The sequence below is a fragment of the Pseudomonas sp. LTGT-11-2Z genome (assembly GCF_003691445.1).
Classification (GTDB): domain Bacteria; phylum Pseudomonadota; class Gammaproteobacteria; order Pseudomonadales; family Pseudomonadaceae; genus Aquipseudomonas; species Aquipseudomonas monteilii.
The window spans coordinates 4,231,348-4,248,404 of the sequence record NZ_CP033104.1 but is presented as its reverse complement, the minus strand read 5'-3'; the positions used below and the strand labels follow the sequence as shown (position 1 = coordinate 4,248,404).

At 63.5% G+C, this 17,057-nt stretch carries 12 protein-coding genes; 7 read left to right on the top strand and 5 right to left on the bottom strand.

Going from position 1 to position 17,057, the window contains the following annotated elements:
* Positions 1 to 158 precede the first annotated feature (158 nt).
* The 3 genes from D8767_RS19975 to nagZ are packed head-to-tail and all read left to right on the top strand — an operon-like array spanning position 159 to position 2,458.
* Entirely contained in the window at positions 159 to 872 is a 714-nt protein-coding gene (locus tag D8767_RS19975) for a TetR/AcrR family transcriptional regulator (protein WP_016714902.1), read from the top strand.
* Between the two features lie 40 nt (positions 873 to 912).
* Positions 913 to 1,437 carry a L,D-transpeptidase gene (locus tag D8767_RS19970; RefSeq protein WP_016714903.1) on the top strand — a complete coding sequence of 175 codons (525 nt, stop codon included), beginning with the start codon at positions 913 to 915 and terminating at the stop codon, positions 1,435 to 1,437.
* A 22-nt stretch (positions 1,438 to 1,459) separates the two neighbouring features.
* Positions 1,460 to 2,458 carry a beta-N-acetylhexosaminidase gene (gene nagZ / locus D8767_RS19965; RefSeq protein WP_172455937.1) on the top strand — a complete coding sequence of 333 codons (999 nt, stop codon included), beginning with the start codon at positions 1,460 to 1,462 and terminating at the stop codon, positions 2,456 to 2,458.
* Between the two features lie 108 nt (positions 2,459 to 2,566).
* Here nagZ and D8767_RS19960 read toward each other — a convergent pair whose 3' ends face one another.
* The 3 genes from D8767_RS19960 to mfd are packed head-to-tail and all read right to left on the bottom strand — an operon-like array spanning position 2,567 to position 9,944.
* Positions 2,567 to 5,911: a DEAD/DEAH box helicase gene (locus D8767_RS19960; RefSeq protein ID WP_016714904.1), complete on the bottom strand. Its 3,345-nt coding sequence runs from the start codon at positions 5,909 to 5,911 to the stop codon at positions 2,567 to 2,569.
* Between the two features lies 1 nt (position 5,912).
* Positions 5,913 to 6,485, bottom strand: a complete 573-nt coding sequence (locus tag D8767_RS19955; RefSeq protein ID WP_016714905.1) for a CsiV family protein — start codon at positions 6,483 to 6,485, stop codon at positions 5,913 to 5,915.
* Positions 6,486 to 6,494: 9 nt separating this feature from the next.
* Complete coding sequence (gene mfd / locus D8767_RS19950) at positions 6,495 to 9,944, bottom strand: transcription-repair coupling factor (protein ID WP_122048395.1); 3,450 nt, start codon at positions 9,942 to 9,944, stop codon at positions 6,495 to 6,497.
* A 167-nt stretch (positions 9,945 to 10,111) separates the two neighbouring features.
* Between mfd and D8767_RS19945 the strand changes: the two genes are divergently transcribed.
* The 3 genes from D8767_RS19945 (at position 10,112) to sthA (ending at position 14,330) form a co-directional block, all read left to right on the top strand.
* Entirely contained in the window at positions 10,112 to 11,575 is a 1,464-nt protein-coding gene (locus D8767_RS19945; RefSeq protein WP_016714907.1) for a glyceraldehyde-3-phosphate dehydrogenase, read from the top strand.
* A 157-nt stretch (positions 11,576 to 11,732) separates the two neighbouring features.
* Entirely contained in the window at positions 11,733 to 12,731 is a 999-nt protein-coding gene (locus tag D8767_RS19940; protein WP_029380325.1) for an FAD:protein FMN transferase, read from the top strand.
* Positions 12,732 to 12,935: 204 nt separating this feature from the next.
* Positions 12,936 to 14,330, top strand: a complete 1,395-nt coding sequence (gene sthA / locus D8767_RS19935) for a Si-specific NAD(P)(+) transhydrogenase (RefSeq protein ID WP_016714908.1) — start codon at positions 12,936 to 12,938, stop codon at positions 14,328 to 14,330.
* Positions 14,331 to 14,378: 48 nt separating this feature from the next.
* Here the strand turns inward: sthA and D8767_RS19930 are convergent, their stop codons facing one another.
* Both D8767_RS19930 and D8767_RS19925 read right to left on the bottom strand, forming a co-directional pair.
* Positions 14,379 to 15,095 carry a glycerophosphodiester phosphodiesterase gene (locus D8767_RS19930; protein ID WP_016714909.1) on the bottom strand — a complete coding sequence of 239 codons (717 nt, stop codon included), beginning with the start codon at positions 15,093 to 15,095 and terminating at the stop codon, positions 14,379 to 14,381.
* A 31-nt stretch (positions 15,096 to 15,126) separates the two neighbouring features.
* Complete coding sequence (locus D8767_RS19925) at positions 15,127 to 15,711, bottom strand: PilZ domain-containing protein (RefSeq protein WP_016714910.1); 585 nt, start codon at positions 15,709 to 15,711, stop codon at positions 15,127 to 15,129.
* Positions 15,712 to 15,804: 93 nt separating this feature from the next.
* Here D8767_RS19925 and D8767_RS19920 point away from each other — a divergent pair, with 93 nt between their 5' ends.
* The gene (locus D8767_RS19920; RefSeq protein WP_016714911.1) at positions 15,805 to 17,055 is read left to right on the top strand and encodes a lipoprotein-releasing ABC transporter permease subunit; all 1,251 of its coding nucleotides are present in this window, start codon (positions 15,805 to 15,807) and stop codon (positions 17,053 to 17,055) included.
* Positions 17,056 to 17,057 lie beyond the last annotated feature (2 nt).

The window sequence follows — 17,057 nt, the reverse complement described above, 5'->3', positions numbered from 1 at the left end:
TGCAAGCCAAAAGGCGCAATAAACAGCAGAGGTGGCGCTTGCAGCCGGCCGTCTGGCGCTTTTAAATGGCGACCGCCCGGTCACCGAGCCTTGACAGAAGCGGGGCTGAAACGTATGTTTCAAACACTTGTTTGTCTGGCGGAGTACCCGGAGTAGTCATGGCCCAATCGGAAACCGTTGAACGCATTCTCGATGCTGCCGAGCAGCTGTTCGCGGAAAGGGGGTTCGCCGAAACCTCGTTGCGGCTGATTACCAGCAAGGCCGGGGTCAACCTGGCGGCCGTCAACTATCATTTCGGCTCCAAGAAGGCGCTGATCCAGGCTGTGTTCTCGCGCTTCCTCGGCCCGTTTTGTGCCAGCCTGGAGCGTGAGCTCGAGCGGCGTCAGGCCAAGCCGGAACAAAAACCCAGCCTTGAAGAGCTGCTGGAAATGCTGGTGGAGCAGGCGCTGGCGGTGCAGCCTCGCAGCAACAATGACCTGTCGATCTTCATGCGATTGCTGGGCCTGGCTTTCAGCCAGAGCCAGGGCCACCTGCGGCGCTATCTGGAAGACATGTACGGCAAGGTATTCCGCCGCTACATGCTGCTGGTCAACGAGGCCGCGCCACGCATTCCACCGCTGGAGCTGTTCTGGCGTGTGCACTTCATGCTCGGCGCCGCAGCCTTCAGCATGTCCGGTATCAAGGCCCTGCGGGCGATCGCCGAGACCGACTTCGGCATCAATACCTCGATCGAGCAGGTGATGCGCCTGATGGTGCCGTTCCTGGCGGCCGGCATGCGTGCCGATAGCGGTGTCACCGATGACGCCATGGCCACCGCCCAGTTGCGCCCGCGTACCAAGACCAGCGTCAGCGCTACCACCGCCAAAGCCTGAAGGCTGGGCGGGGCAGGGCGCTTCGGCTAAGCTAGCGCCCATGCCCGACCTCGATCTGTTGCACATTTCCCTTGCTGACCAATGCCTGTACGGTTTTGCCCGTGGCCAGTTGCGCGTGCGCGTGCCAGTGTCCACGGCGCGTAACGGAGTCGGTGAGCGCAACGGTTCGGGGTGTACGCCGCGCGGCCTGCATCAGGTGCGGGCAAAGATTGGCGCAGGCCTGCCGCTGAATGCGGTATTGGCCGGGCGGCGCTGGACGGGTGAGGTGTGGTCGCCGGAGCTGCACGCGCAAAACCCCGAGCGCGACTGGATTCTCACCCGCATCCTCTGGCTCAGCGGCTGCGAGCCTGGTGTCAACCGCCTGGGTGCGGTCGACACGTTCCGCCGCTATATCTACCTGCATGGCACTCCGGATACGGAACCCATGGGCGTAGCGTTGTCCCATGGCTGCATACGCCTGCGTAATACCGACTTGCTAAGCCTGTTCGAGCGGGTGCCGGTCCATTGCCCGGTGCGCATCGAACAAGCTGCCTGCCCCCAGTGGGCTTCTCTCAGTCTTCAATGAAGGATTACCCATGACCGTCAGCCTGCAAGGCTCCCTGATGGTGGATATCGCCGGTAAATGGCTGACCGCCGAAGACCGTCACTTGCTGCGCCAGCCCGAAGTGGCTGGCCTGATCATCTTTGCCCGCAACATCGATAGCCCGCGCCAGGTGCGTGAGCTGTGTGCGTCGATCCGCGCCATTCGCCCCGACCTGATCCTGGCGGTAGACCAGGAAGGTGGCCGTGTGCAGCGCCTGCGTCAGGGCTTTGTGCGCCTGCCAGCCATGCGTGCGCTGGCCGACAATGACAATGCCGAGTACCTGGCCGAGCAATGCGGCTGGCTGATGGCGACCGAGGTGCTGGCGGTTGGCCTGGACCTGAGCTTTGCCCCGGTGCTCGACTTGGACCACCAGCGTAGCGCCGTGGTTGGCAGCCGCGCCTTCGAGGGTGACCCGCTGCGTGCCACGCAACTGGCCGGGGCCTTCATTCGCGGCATGAATGCGGCGGGCATGGCCGCTTGTGGCAAACATTTCCCGGGGCATGGCTGGGCCGAGGCCGACTCGCATGTGGCCATCCCTACCGATGAGCGCAGCCTTGAGCAGCTGCGCCAGGCCGACCTGGTGCCGTTCACCCGCCTGAGCGGGCAACTGGCAGCGGTGATGCCGGCGCATGTCATCTACCCGCAGGTCGACAACCAGCCAGCCGGTTTCTCGCGGCGCTGGCTGCAGGACATCCTGCGTGGCGAGCTGGGCTTCGACGGGGTGATCTTCAGTGATGACCTGTCGATGGCCGGGGCACATGTGGTGGGTGATGCGGCCAGCCGTATCGAGGCGGCGCTGAGTGCCGGCTGTGACATGGGCCTGGTGTGTAACGACCGGGCGGCGGCTGAGCTTGCACTGAGTGCGGCGCAGCGGATGAAAGTGAAGCCCTCGCCGCGAATTGCGCGGATGCGTGGGCAGGGGTTTGCGCGGACCGATTACCGACAGCAGCCGCGCTGGCTGGAGGCGTTGGGGGCGTTGAAGGAGGCCCAGCTGGTTGATTGAGCCGAAGCGTAGGTCTTGAGTTTTCCGGGGTTGCCGAGATCGAGCGCCGCCCGCGCGGCGCTCGATCTGACGGGCGACAAAACCCTCAAGTCATGCGCCCCGAAACACTCACCGCCCACGCTTCCCCGGCAGCGGCGCAAACAACGCCTCGATTTCCTCATCCCCCATGCGCCATTGCCCAGCCTGCCCGCCATCCAGCAAGCTCGCCGCCAGCGCCGCCTTCTCTTGTTGCAGCAACTGGATCTTCTCTTCCACCGTACCCCGGGTAATCAGCTTGAACACGAACACCGGCTTGTCCTGGCCAATGCGGTAGGCGCGGTCGGTGGCCTGGTTTTCACTGGCCGGGTTCCACCAGGGATCGAAGTGGATCACCGTGTCCGCAGCCGTCAGGTTCAGCCCCACACCACCTGCCTTGAGGCTGATCAGGAACACGTCGCTGTCACCTTGCTGGAATTGCTGTACCGGCGTGCGCCGGTCGCGGGTGTCACCGGTCAGCAGGCTGTAACGGATTTTGCGCTTTTGCAGTTCTTGCTCGATTAGCGCCAACATCGAGGTGAATTGCGAGAACAACAGTACCCGCCGCCCTTCGCTGAGCAGTTCTTCGAGCATTTCCAGCAGCGCTCCCAGCTTGCCCTTGTCGGCCTGGTTACCCTTGCTTTCCACACCCTTGACCAGGCGCAGGTCGCAGCACACCTGGCGCAGCTTGAGCAGGGCGTCGAGGATGACGATCTGGCTGCGGGCGGCGCCATTGCGGGCGATTTCGTCGCGCACTTTCTTGTCCATCGCCACGCGCACGGCCTCGTAGGTGTCGCGCTGGGCGTCGCTCAGCTCCACCCAGTGCACCATCTCGGTCTTGGCAGGCAGCTCGGTGGCCACCTGTTCCTTGGTGCGGCGCAACAGGAACGGGCGAATGCGTGTAACCAAGTGAGCCAGTCGCTCGCTGTCGCCATGGCGCTCGATGGGGGTACGGTAGTCCTGGTTGAAGCGCTTCAGGTCACCCAGCCAGCCGGGCATCAGGAAGTGGAAGATCGACCACAGCTCGCCCAGGTTGTTTTCCATTGGCGTGCCGGTCAGGCACAGGCGCTGGTTGGCCTGCAGCTCGCAGACGGCGAGTGCGGCCTTGCTGGTGCTGCTCTTGATGTTTTGCGCCTCGTCCAGCACCAGTACATGCCAGGGTTGGCTGCGCAGGTGTTCGAGGTCGCGTGGCACCAGGGCGTAGGTGGTCAGCACCAGGTCGTAGTCGTGCAGCGTGGTGAAATGCTTGCTGCGCCCTGGGCCTTGCAGGGCCAGCACGCGCAGGTCGGGGGCGAAGCGCTGGGCTTCGTCCAGCCAGTTGGGCACCAGGCTGGTCGGCATCACTGCCAGGGCGGGAGCGGTCAGTCGCCCGGCCTGCTTTTCCAGCAGCAGGTGCGCCAGGGCCTGCAGGGTCTTGCCCAAGCCCATGTCGTCGCCCAGGATGCCGCCGGTGCCTATTTCGCGTAGTGCCTGCAGCCAGTTAAGGCCCTGTTGCTGGTAGGGGCGCAGGCTGGCCTGCAGCCCTGTCGGCGGGGCTACCTGCAAGTCGCGGGCGTCGCGCAGGCGGCGGCCCAGATCCCGCACATGTGCGCCGCCTTCCCAGTGCAGGGGCAAGCCTTCGATCTCGTTCAGGCGTGCGGCATCGGCGCGGTCCAGGCGCAGGGACCGGCCGGCTAAGTCTTCGTGCAGGTACAGCTCGCCCAAGGTGCCCATTACGGCCTTGATGCGGCCGTAGGGCAGGGCAACGCGCAGGGCCGAAGCATCGAGGCGGCCGCGGTTGAGGTCGATCAGCAGGTGCTCGTCGTCGCTGCGCCGGGCCAGTTCGCTGGGGCGCAGCAATTCCGGGTTACTGCGCAGCAGTTGCAGTACGATCGGCAGCAGGCTGTGGCGCTGGCCGTCGACCACGATACCCAGCTCCAGGTCGAACCATTCATGGCCGGGGGCTTCGTCGATGGTGGCGTACCAGTCGTCCACCTCTTGCAGGTTGAAGGCGAAATCGCGGTGGATGTCGATGTCCCACCCGGCTTCGCGCAGGCGCGGCAGGCCTTCGCGGGCAAAGCGCAGCCAGGCTTCGTCGTCTGGCAGCTGAAACATCTCGCCGGCGCTGTCGGGCAGGGCCTTGCTTTGTCGGGTGGCGGCTTTGAAGCCCAGGTCGCGCAGCACCTTGCGCAGCGCCTGCTCGGCCTGCGGCTGGCGGCGGATGCGCTGGCTGGTGTTGTCGACCAGGCGGGTCAGCGGTTTTTCGTCGCTGCCGCTGGCGCGTAAACCGTCATAGTCGAACGCCAGTGCGGCCCGATGCTGCATCTGCCGCTGCATGCGGCCGGTCTTGGGCATGTAGGCGCTGAATTCGAGGCTGCCCAGCGTCATTTGCGGCCTGGGTTGAATACTGTCGATCTCTTCACTGCGTACGCTTGTAGGCGTTGGAACCTGGCGATTCAGCGCATTCAACCGGTGGCTCAGGGGGATGATCAAGTGTTCGGGCACCGTAGGTGCGCTTGCCAGTTGGCTGGCAATGAACGGGTCAAGGCCATGTTCAAGCTTGCCAGTCATGCCCGTTTGAGTATCGATGTAGTAGAGCGGGTCGAGCGGCAGTGCCACGTCATGCATCCGTTCGTCATTGTGCCACGAACCGCGATAGCTGCCGTTCTCAAGCCTCATCCAGCGGAACTCGGCTTGCAGGGGCGGCCCAGGGATTAATGGCAACTGTTGCTCGGCATGAATCAAGCGCCCACTGGCAAGTGCGAATTCATACAGCTCTGCACCTTGTTTACCTTCCAGTCTTGCGATGGGCATGCTGGAATTATTGGCAAGGGCGTCAATCAACCTGAGGATGCGCAGATCTTCATCTGTGACATAACGCGGCGTGTAATAGAGCATTTCAGGCAGCGAGCTGGCACGCCCCAGGTTCAGCTGACCATCGGCTTCGCGGGTGCCTTTGGATACGCTGAGCGTGCAAACGCCATGGTCGTTAACGACCTTGTAGTAGAGCGAGGGGCCTTTGCGCTTGGCGGGTTCAGCGGGCTTGGTCGGGACTTCCAGAGTTTCGACCCAGTGGGCGAGTTCAGGGGGGAGGTCGAGCGAGTGCTGGGTCGTTTCGGCAGGTGCAGGCAGGGTGTCCTGATCGCCTTCGCCGCAATCCGGGCCCTGTTCCAGCAGGTAAAGTGCAGCGGCGCAATGCTTGCAGTTCTCACCTACTGGGCATGTGCAACTGCCCTCGCATTCCAGGCCATCTTCAGTCATGTCCAGGGTTATGCGCTGGTAGTAGGTGCGGCCCGCTGAGCCTGTACACTCAGCGCGGATCGTCATGCCCAGGATCGATATGATCGCGCTTCTGCCTTCATCGGCATAGTCCCGACCGCGCCGCAGGGTCTTGCGATCAAACGACATAGTCCAGCCATTGTGCGCCCGCACAAAGAACTGCGCATCGCTCTCGCTCACGTCACTGCTCCATCATCTCCGGGTCCACCACCGGCATTTTCGGCGTACCCGGTGGCGTCACCTTCAGCAGCACGGCCAGGTGGCCGCCGTCGAGGAAGGTCAGCTGGCCGCCCTTGACGTTGCTGTTGCTCTGCTTGAACTGCTCGCTTTGCAGCACGTTGCCGTTGCCGTCCAGCTGGTTGACCCAGAAGTTGGCGTCGACAGTGATGAAGCGGCCTTCGGCGATGCTCAGGTTACCTTCGATGGGGAAGTGGCCGAACTGCTCAGCACCTTCGCCCAGGGCAATGCGGCTGGGCTCGCTGCCCACTTGCTGCTGCCATGCCTTGTGCATCAATACGGTGTAGTCGGCAGTGGCTTCCAGGCGGGTGGCTTCGTCCTCCAGCGCCAGGCGGCGCTCGGCATCCTTTTCCAGGCGTGGGGCGCCGGCGCTCCAGTTTTCCGGGGCGAACGGGCTGGTGAAGGCGGGCACGCTGTTTTGCCGCACCAGGATCATTTCAACCTGATACAGGCCTTCGGCGAAGGCGGCTGGCGCAAACAGCGCCAGCAGCAGGGTCAGGCTACGGATGGCACGCATGGATCTTCCTTAGGCAGGCTGTGGGGTCAGGCGCTCGAACAGCGCCTCCAGGGTGTTGAAACGTTCGTCGGGGCGCTCCATCGGCACCAGGAAACGGAACTGGGTCGCACCTTCGAACTTGTAGCGTTTGGGCTGCCCCTGGATCAGCTTGATCAGGGTCAGCGGGTCGACCGGGGTTTCGGCCTCGAACTCGAGCTTGCCGCCATTGGGGCCGGCGTCGACTTTCTTGATGCCGAGCTTTTCCGCAAGCAGCTTGAGCGAGGTCAGGCGCATCAGGTTCTTGGTCGGCTCCGGCAGCAGGCCGAAGCGGTCGATCATTTCCACTTGCAGGTCTTTGAGGCCTTCTTCGTCGGCCGCCGAGGCAATGCGCTTGTACAGGATCAGCCGTGCATGCACGTCGGGCAGGTAGTCTTCGGGGATCAGCGCCGGCAGGCGCAGGTTGATCTCCGGGCCACCACCCAGTGGCTGTTCGAGGTTCGGCTGGGTGCCTTTGCGAATCGCCTTCACCGCACGTTCGAGCATTTCCATGTACAGGGTGAAGCCCACCGCCTGGATCTGCCCGCTTTGACCTTCGCCCAGCAGCTCGCCCGCACCGCGGATTTCCAGGTCGTTGGTGGCCAGCACGAAACCGGCGCCCAGGTCCTGGGTGTTGGCGATAGCCTCCAGGCGTTTTTCGGCGTCGGCGCTGACTTTCTGCCGGGTGGGCGTGAGCAGGTAGGCGTAGGCCTGGTGGTGGCTGCGGCCGACCCGGCCACGCAACTGGTGCAACTGGGCCAGGCCGAACTTGTCGGCACGCTCGATGACGATGGTGTTGGCGCTGGGCACGTCGATGCCGGTTTCGATGATGGTCGAGGCCACCAGCACGTTGAAGCGCTTGTGGTAGAAGTCGCTCATCACCTGTTCCAGCTCGCGCTCGCGCATTTGCCCGTGGCCAATGCCGATGCGCGCCTCGGGTACCAGTTCGGCGAGGTCGGCGGCGCATTTTTCGATGGTTTTCACATCGTTGTGCAGGTAGTACACCTGGCCACCGCGCAGCAGTTCACGCAACAGCGCTTCCTTGACCGTGCTCATGTTCTGCTCCATGACGAAGGTGCGCACCGACAGGCGGCGCGCTGGCGGCGTGGCGATGATCGACAGGTCGCGCATGCCCGCTACCGCCATGTTCAGCGTGCGCGGAATCGGCGTGGCGGTGAGGGTAAGGATGTCGACCTCGCTGCGCAGGGCCTTCAGTTGCTCCTTCTGGCGCACGCCAAAACGGTGTTCTTCGTCGATGATGGCCAGGCCTAGGTCCTTGAAGCGCACATCGTCCTGCAGCAGCTTGTGGGTGCCGATGAGGATGTCGATCTTGCCTTCGGCCAGGTCGGCGGCAGCGGCGGCCACTTCCTTGGCGGATTTGAAGCGGCTCATCACTTCCACGGTCACCGGCCAGTCGGCGAAGCGGTCGCGGAAACTGTTGTAGTGCTGCTGGGCGAGCAGGGTGGTGGGCACCAGCACGGCCACCTGGCGGCCGCTGTGCACAGCGATGAACGCGGCGCGCATGGCCACTTCGGTTTTGCCGAAGCCGACATCGCCGCACACCAGACGGTCCATCGGCTTGGGTGCCAGCATGTCGGCACGCACGGCTTCGATGGCGGCTTGCTGGTCCGGGGTTTCTTCGAAAGGGAAGCCGGCGCTGAAGGTGGCGTAGTCGGCAGACGGGTCGGCAAACGCATAACCCTTGCGCGCAGCGCGGCGGGCATAGATGTCGAGCAGCTCGGCGGCCACGTCGCGCACCTGTTCGGCGGCCTTGCGCTTGGCTTTCTGCCAGGCCTCCGAGCCCAGCCTGTGCAACGGCGCCAGCGCGTCGTCGCTACCGGTGTAGCGGGCGATCAGGTGCAGGTTGGCCACTGGCACATACAGCTTGGCGTTCTCGGCGTATTCCAGGGTAAGGAACTCGGCGGCCTGGCCGTCGATTTCCAGGGTGGCCAGGCCCAGGTAGCGTCCTACACCGTGGTCGATGTGCACCACTGGCGCGCCTTCGCGTAGTTCGGTGAGGTTCTTGATGACGGCGTCGTTGGCGGTTTCGCCACGCTTGTCGCGGCGTCGGCGCTGCATCACCCGCTGGCCGAACAGCGGGCTTTCGGCCACTAGGGCCAGGCCTGGGTCGTCCAGCACCAGGCCGTCGTCCAGCGGAGCAATGGTGATTGCCAGGCGCTCGCTGCCGGTAATGAAATCGTCCCAGCCGTCGACGGTATGCGGGCGCAGCTTCAGCCGGTCGAGCAGTTCCAGCAACACTTCGCGGCGGCCCGCCGATTCGGCGGTGAACAGCACGCGGCCGGGGAACTGGTCGAGGAAGTTGGCCAGTTCGGCCAGTGGCTGGTTGGCCTTGGCCTCGATGGCCAGGTTGGGCAAGGCGCGTGCCGGGAAGCGCTCGCGGCCCGCGCCCGGGTCGAGGTCTTCGCTGCTGACCACCACCCGCGGCCACTGCTTGAGCCGGGCAAAGCAGTCTTCCACCGGCAGGAACAGCTCGGCCGGTGGCAGCAGTGGCCGGCTCAGGTCGCCGCGACGGTCTTCATAGCGCCCGCGTACGTCGTTCCAGAAGTGTTCGGCGGCCTGCTCCACACCGGGCAGCGAGAACACCTGGGTGTCGGCTGGCAGGTAGTCGAACAGGGTCGAGGTTTCTTCGAAGAACAGTGGCAGGTAGTACTCGATACCGGCGGGGATGATACCGCTGGCCAGGTCTTGGAAGATGGCGCTGCGGCGGAAGTCGACGTCGAAGCGCTCGCGAAAGCGCGCCTTGAAGCGGGTCACTTCCTCTTTCTGCATCGGGAATTCGCGTGCCGGCAGCAGGCGCACCGAATCCACCTTGTCGATCGAGCGCTGGGTCTCGGGGTCGAAGGTGCGCAGCGTCTCGATCTCGTCATCGAACAGGTCGATACGGTAGGGCAGTTTGCTGCCCATCGGGAACAGGTCGATCAGCGCGCCGCGCACGGCAAACTCGCCATGCTCGTACACGGTGTCGACGCAGCGATAGCCGCTGGCCTCCAGGCGCGTACGCATCTGTTCCACGTCGATGGTCTGGCCCACATCCAGCACCAGGCTGCTGCCTAGCAGAAAGCGTGTGGGAGCCAGGCGGTGCAGGGCGGTGGTGACCGGCACCACGAGGATGCCGTGGCTCAGCTCCGGCAGCCGGTACAGGCTGGCGATGCGCTGGGAAATGATGTCTTGGTGTGGCGAGAACAGGTCGTAGGGCAGGGTTTCCCAATCGGGGAACGGCAGCACCGGCAGGTCTGGGGCAAAGAAGCGCAGCTCCTGTTCCAGACGGTCGGCGGCCTGGCTGTCGGCCGTCAGCAGCAGGGTGAAGCGGCCAGCGCTGCTGGCGGCCTCGGCGATGGCAAGGCTGAGGGCGGCACCGGGCAGGTTGCCCCAGGTTTGTTTGCCGGCCGTGGCCGACATTTGCGGTAGGCGCAGAACTGACACGGGAGATTGCACTCCAAGCGTTGCGGCAAAGAGACCGATTGTACCGGTGCCAGTGCCGCCTGTCAGGCTTGAAAGGGCATGAACGCTGGCTTGCGTGACTGCGACAGGCGCTCATTGCCGGTTCCGCGTTGGGGCGTCATAATGTAGCCCCTTTTTTCTGTCCCTACATGTGGAAGGTTCCCGTGACTCAGAAGCCCGACCAGTGTCTTGGTGAGTGGATTGATCGTGAAGCCCTGGCTGAAGCGATGATCCCGCTTATCGGTCAGCTCTACCGCAACAACAATGTGGTGAGCTCGATTTATGGCCGCAGCCTGATCAACCGTTCGGTTATCTCGATCCTCAAGGCGCACCGCTTTGCGCGTCATCGTCAAGCCGACGAAACCGAACTGTCCGTCCACGAGACATTCCCACTGCTCAAGGCCATGAGCGAGCTGAAACTGGGCGCCGCTTCGGTCGACCTGGGCAAGCTGGCCAACAAGTTCAAGCAGGAAGGCAATGGCCGCACTGCCGAGCAGTTCGTCCGTGAAGAGCTGGCTGACGTGGTTGGCCAGCAGAACGCTTCGGCCCGTAAAGGCACCGACGTTGTCCTGTACGGCTTCGGCCGCATCGGCCGCCTGCTGGCGCGCATCCTGATCGAGAAGACTGGTGGTGGCGACGGCCTGCGCCTGCGCGCCATCGTCGTGCGCAAAGGCGCCGAAAACGACCTGGTCAAACGTGCCAGCCTGCTGCGTCGTGACTCGGTTCACGGCCCGTTCGATGGCACCATCACCATCGATGAAGCCAACAACACCATCACCGCCAACGGCAACCTGATCCAGGTTATCTACGCCAAGAGCCCGAGCGAAGTCGACTACACCCAGTACGGCATCGACAACGCGCTGATCGTCGACAACACCGGCGTATGGCGTGACGCTGACGGCCTGGGCCAGCACCTGGCCTGCCCGGGCGCTGCCCGCGTGATCCTCACCGCACCTGGCAAGGGCGCGCTGAAGAACATCGTGCACGGCATCAACCACGGTGACATCGCCGCCGATGACAAGATCATCTCGGCAGCTTCCTGCACCACCAACGCCATCGTGCCGGTGCTCAAGGCCATCAACGACCAGTACGGCATCGTCAACGGCCACGTCGAAACCGTTCACTCGTTCACCAACGACCAGAACCTGATCGACAACTTCCACAAGGGCAGCCGCCGTGGCCGTGCCGCGCCGCTGAACATGGTTATTACCGAAACCGGCGCCGCCACTGCTGCCGCCAAGGCACTGCCAGTGCTGAAGGGCAAGCTGACCGGCAACGCCATTCGCGTGCCGACGCCGAACGTTTCGATGGCCATCCTGAACCTGAACCTGGAAAAGGCCACCTCGCGCGACGAGATCAACGAGTACCTGCGCCAGACCGCCATGCACTCGGAACTGCACAAGCAGATCGACTACGTCAGCTCGCAGGAAGTGGTTTCGACCGACTTCGTCGGCTCGCGCCACGCCGGTGTGGTTGACGCTGAAGCCACCATCGCCAACGACAACCGCGTTGTTCTGTACGTCTGGTACGACAACGAGTTCGGTTACAGCTGCCAGGTGGTTCGCGTGATGGAAGAGATGGCCGGTGTGAACCCGCCAGCGTTTCCACGCTAATGCGCTTGTAAGGCAATGAAAAAACGGGAACCTTCGGGTTCCCGTTTTTTTTGGCTGGAGTAAGTTGTGTGGCGTCTGTTAGATCGAGCGCCGCCCGCGCGGCGCTCGGTATGTGCCACACCACAGAATCCAAGCCAAGCACCCAGGAACCGATTTTTTGCGCAAAGCCTTACTGTCCTTCCTCCTGCTGCTAACCGCCTGCAACCAAGGCCCTACCCTGGAGCGCCTGGGTGGCCCGACCATGGGCAGCAGCTACAGCATCCAGTACGTCCGTGAGCCCGGCGGCCCGGCGCCGGAACAGGTGCAAGCGGCGGTCGAAACCATCCTGGGCGACATCGACCAGCACTATTCGACCTATCGCGCAGACTCCGTTGTCAGCCTGTTCAACCAGTTGCCCGCCAACCAGTGCCTGGCGCTGCCGCCCGACATGCTCGAACTGGTCAACCTTGGCCAGCACCTGGCCGAGCAGAGCGATGGCGCCTTCGACCTCACCGTCGAGCCCTTGCTCAACCTGTGGGGCTTTGGCCCTCAGGCCCGCCACGAGCAGGTGCCGGACCCGCAAGCCCTGGCCCAGGTGCGCCAGCGCGTGGGCTACCGGCACTTGCACATCAAAGGCCAGGCCCTGTGCAAGGACGCCCCGGTGCAGCTCGACTTCAACAGCATGGCCGCCGGCCATGCCGTCGACCTGATAGCCGCTCGCCTGCAAGCCATGGGCGTAACCCGCTTTGTCGCCGAGGCCACTGGCGAGCTCAAGGCGGTCGGCCGCAAACCCGATGGCAGCCCTTGGCGCATCGCCCTGGAACTGCCCCGCGAAGACCGCCAGATCGCCCGGCAGATCATCCCGGTCAATGGCCTTTCAGTATCAACCTCGGGTGACTATCGGCACTATTTCGAGCAGAATGGCCGGCGCTATTCGCACGCCTTCGATGCCCGCCTGGGGCGCCCGGTGCAACATGACCTGGCCGCCGTCACCGTGCTAGACGCTTCGGCGCTGCAGGCCGACGGTTATTCGACGCTGCTGCTGATCCTTGGCCCTGAGCGTGGCTGGGATTTTGCCCTGGCGCATGGCCTGGCTGCGGTATTGGTGACTCGGGCCGAGGGTGGCTTCGTCTCCCGAGCTACGCCCGCATTCGAACGGGCGGTGAAAGGCGATTGAAAGCGCAGGCAGGGATGATTGCCGCCAGGGAATGGGTAAACCATATGTAGTGCGGGCGAAATTGGCCTACGACGCGACCAAGGGTTAATGTGCGCGGCGTTCACGCTTGATTAGACTGCACCCGAATTTTCTCATGACGCCCCGGCGGCATGATCGCGCCCCGCGAGCGACCGTGGCTTGCGGGCCAGTTCTGAAGGAGTACGCATGGCTGTCTACAACTACGACGTAGTGGTGCTGGGTTCCGGCCCGGCCGGTGAAGGCGCGGCAATGAACGCCGCCAAAGCAGGGCGCAAGGTAGCGATGGTCGATGACCGTCGCCAGGTTGGTGGCAACTGCACCCACCTGGGTACCATCCCGTCCAAGGCACTGCGTCACTCGGTGCGGCAGATCATGCAGTTCAACACCAACCCGATGTTCCGTGCCATCGGTGAGCCACGCTGGTTCTCGTTCCCGGACGTGCTGAAAAGCGCCGAGAAGGTGATTGCCAAGCAGGTGGCATCGCGCACTGGCTACTACGCCCGTAACCGCGTTGACTTGTTCTTCGGCACCGGCAGCTTTGCCGACGAGCAAACCGTCGAAGTGGTGTGCCCGAACGGCGTGGTGGAAAAACTCAACGCCAAGCACATCATCATCGCCACTGGCTCGCGCCCGTATCGCCCGGCCGACATCGACTTCCACCACCCGCGCGTGTACGACAGCGACACCATCCTCAGCCTCAGCCACACCCCGCGCAAGCTGATCGTGTACGGCGCCGGTGTGATCGGTTGCGAATACGCCTCTATCTTCAGTGGCCTGGGCGTGCTGGTAGAGCTGGTGGACAACCGTGGCCAGCTGCTGAGCTTCCTGGATTCGGAAATTTCCCAGGCGTTGAGCTACCACTTCAGCAACAACAACATCACCGTGCGCCATAACGAAGAGTATGAGCGCGTCGAAGGCCTGGACAACGGGGTTGTCCTGCACCTGAAGTCGGGCAAGAAGATCAAGGCCGACGCCTTGCTGTGGTGCAACGGCCGTACCGGCAACACCGACAAGCTGGGCCTGGAGAACATCGGTATCAAGGTTAACGGCCGTGGCCAGATCGAGGTCGACGAGGCCTACCGCACCAGCGTGTCGAACATCTACGGTGCAGGCGACGTGATCGGCTGGCCAAGCCTGGCCAGTGCCGCCCATGACCAGGGCCGTTCAGCGGCTGGCAGCATCGTCGACAATGGCAGCTGGCGCTTCGTCAATGACGTGCCGACCGGCATCTACACCATTCCGGAGATCAGCTCGATCGGCAAGAACGAGCAGGAGCTGACCCAGGCCAAGGTGCCGTACGAAGTGGGCAAGGCCTTCTTCAAGGGCATGGCGCGTGCGCAGATCGCCGGCGAGCCGCAGGGCATGCTGAAGATCCTGTTCCACCGCGAAACCCTGGAAATCCTCGGCGTGCACTGCTTCGGCTACCAGGCTTCGGAAATTGTCCACATCGGCCAGGCGATCATGAACCAGCCGGGTGAGCACAACAACCTGAAGTACTTCGTCAACACCACGTTCAACTACCCGACCATGGCCGAAGCCTACCGGGTAGCTGCCTACGACGGCCTGAACCGGCTTTTTTGAGCGGCTCCGACCGGTGGCCTGAGCCGGTCGGAGAGACCGATTTCAACCCTACCCGAGGGTGGTCTTGGCCAAACCGGGAAAGTCTGTAATCAGGCTGTCCACGCCAAAGTCAGCGAGCCGGCGCATCAGTGCCGGTTCGTTGACCGTCCACACCGACACGTGCAAGCCCTGGCCCTGTGCTTTCAACAGGCGCTCGGGGGTGCACAGTGTCCAGTTCAGGGCCAGTATCTCGCAGCCGTAGTTCTGCGCCACCTTCAACGGGTCGAGCCAGGCGTATTCGGCTACCAGCCCGCGTTTCACGTCTGGCACCAGCTCCTGGGCTGCGCCCAATACTTCGCGTGAGCTGGAGGTGATGGTTACCTTGTCCAGCAGGCCGTATTGCTGGGCCAGTTCGCGGATCGCCAGCACGGTGGTGGCGGCGCGGGTGCGCGAAGCGCTCTTGACTTCCAGCTGCCAGTGCTCGAACGGGCACTTCTCGAACAGTTCTTCCAGTTTTGGAATAGGGCAGGGCTGCACATGGCCCGGGCCGCCTTTACGTGCGTCGATTTTCACCAGGTCGGCGGCCGGGTGCTCGACCACCTTGCCGCGTTTGCCGGTGGTGCGCTTGAGGGTAGGGTCGTGTATCACCATCAGCTCGTTGTCGGCCGACAGGTGCAGGTCCAGCTCGCAGCGGGTGACGCCGTGGGACAGGCACTGGCGAAAGCTGGTCAGGGTGTTCTCGGGTGCTTCGCCCTTGGCGCCGCGATGGCCGTAGATCAGGGTCACGTTCGTTCCTTCAAATCAGGGGGAAATAGGCTCAGGAGGCGGGGTCGTTCTGTTCCAGCTGCTGGCGCCGTTGTTGTTGCTGGCGCTGCAGGATGTAGCGGGCCAGCAGTTGACGCTGGGCGTCGGTCATGTCGGTAAACTCGGTGCCGACCTCGAAGCCGCCCTCCGGGCGCGGGTCGCAATGGGTGACCTTGCCGCGCAGCAGCAGGCCATGGGCGCGCGGCATCAGCACCATTTTCACTTTTACCCGGGTGCCGGGGGCAATCTGCGTGGCCTGGGCGAATTCGATACCGCCTTCGGAGATGACCACCGGCAGCGGCTGGCCGACTTCGCCAAGCAGGGTTTGTGCAACCACCGCGCTAAGCAGGTCGAGGCGCTTGTTCTGCGCCCGCAGGAAGGCAGCGAGGGTGCGGTCCTTGTCACTCAGCTGGCGCAGCAGGTGCTGTGACTCGAAGTCGGACAGATGCAGTTCGCTGAGCAGGTTGAACAGCGGGGAATCATCTTGCAACACATCTGGGTCGAGGGCTTCGGCCGCGCTGAGGGGGCTTATTTGAAGTGCGATCCGATCTTCGATGCGGTAGTATTCGCGGCGATCTTCTTCGTCTAATGTCGTCATGGCGAACCCAAGGTAGCGGCGGTGGTCCGAGTGTAAAGCCGCCGTAGGCGCCTCGCCACAAGGACGTTCCCTTTCATCCGAACAAGCCCCGACATGTTCAGACCTCTTTTCGCATTCATCGGTACGCGTTATACCCGTGCCAAACGCCGTAATCACTTCGTCTCGTTCATTTCCCTGACCTCGATGATCGGCCTCGCCCTGGGCGTGGTGGTGATGATCGTGGTGCTGTCGGTGATGAACGGTTTCGACCACGAGATGCGCACCCGCGTGCTCGGTATGGTCCCGCATGCCACGCTGGAGAGCGGCCAGCCCATAACCGACTGGCCTGCCCTTGCCCAACAAGTAAAGCAGAATCCGCAGGTGGTGGCGGTAGCGCCTTTCACCCAGATGCAGGGCCTGCTGACCCATGACGGCAAGGTGCAGAAGGTGCTGCTCAACGGCATCGACCCGGCCCGCGAGCGCGAGGTGTCGATTATCGACAACTTCATCTTGCAAGGCCGCCTCGACCAGCTGGCGCCGGGCGAGTGGGGCATCCTGATAGGCGACAAGGCTGCGGCCAAGCTGGGTGTGACCATTGGCGACAAACTCACCTTCGTCGCCCCCGAAGTCAGCGTGACGCCTGCCGGCATGTTCCCGCGCATGAAGCGCTTCACCGTGGTGGGCACCTTCCATGTGGGCGCGGGGGAGATCGACGGCTATCTGGGCCTGACCAATATCAGCGACCTGTCCCGCCTGCACCGCTGGAAGCCCGACCAGGTACAGGGCCTGCGCCTGAAGTTCGACGACCTGTTCCAGGCGCCACGGGTGGCCTGGAGCATTGCCCAGCAGCTGGGTGACCAGGAGTACTACAGCCGCGACTGGACCCGCACCCACGGCAACCTGTACCAGGCCATCCGCATGGAAAAGGCCATGATCGGCCTGCTGTTGCTGCTGATCGTGGCGGTGGCGGCGTTCAACATCATTTCCACACTGGTGATGGTGGTGAACGACAAGCGTGGTGACATTGCCATCCTGCGCACACTGGGCGCCACGCCCGGGCAGATCATGCTCATCTTCATGGTCCAGGGCACGGTAATCGGGGTGATCGGTACCCTGATCGGCGCCGTGGTCGGGATTGTTGCCGCGCTGAACGTGAGTGCGGCGATCGCCGGCATCGAGAAACTGATCGGGCACAAGTTCCTCAACGCCGACGTGTACTTCATCGATTACCTGCCCTCGCAGATCCAGGCCCAGGACGTGTACATGGTCTGCGGTGCGGCGCTGGTCCTGAGTTTCTTCGCCACCCTGTACCCGGCCTGGCGTGCGGCCCGCACCCAGCCTGCAGAGGCGCTACGTTATGAGTGAGT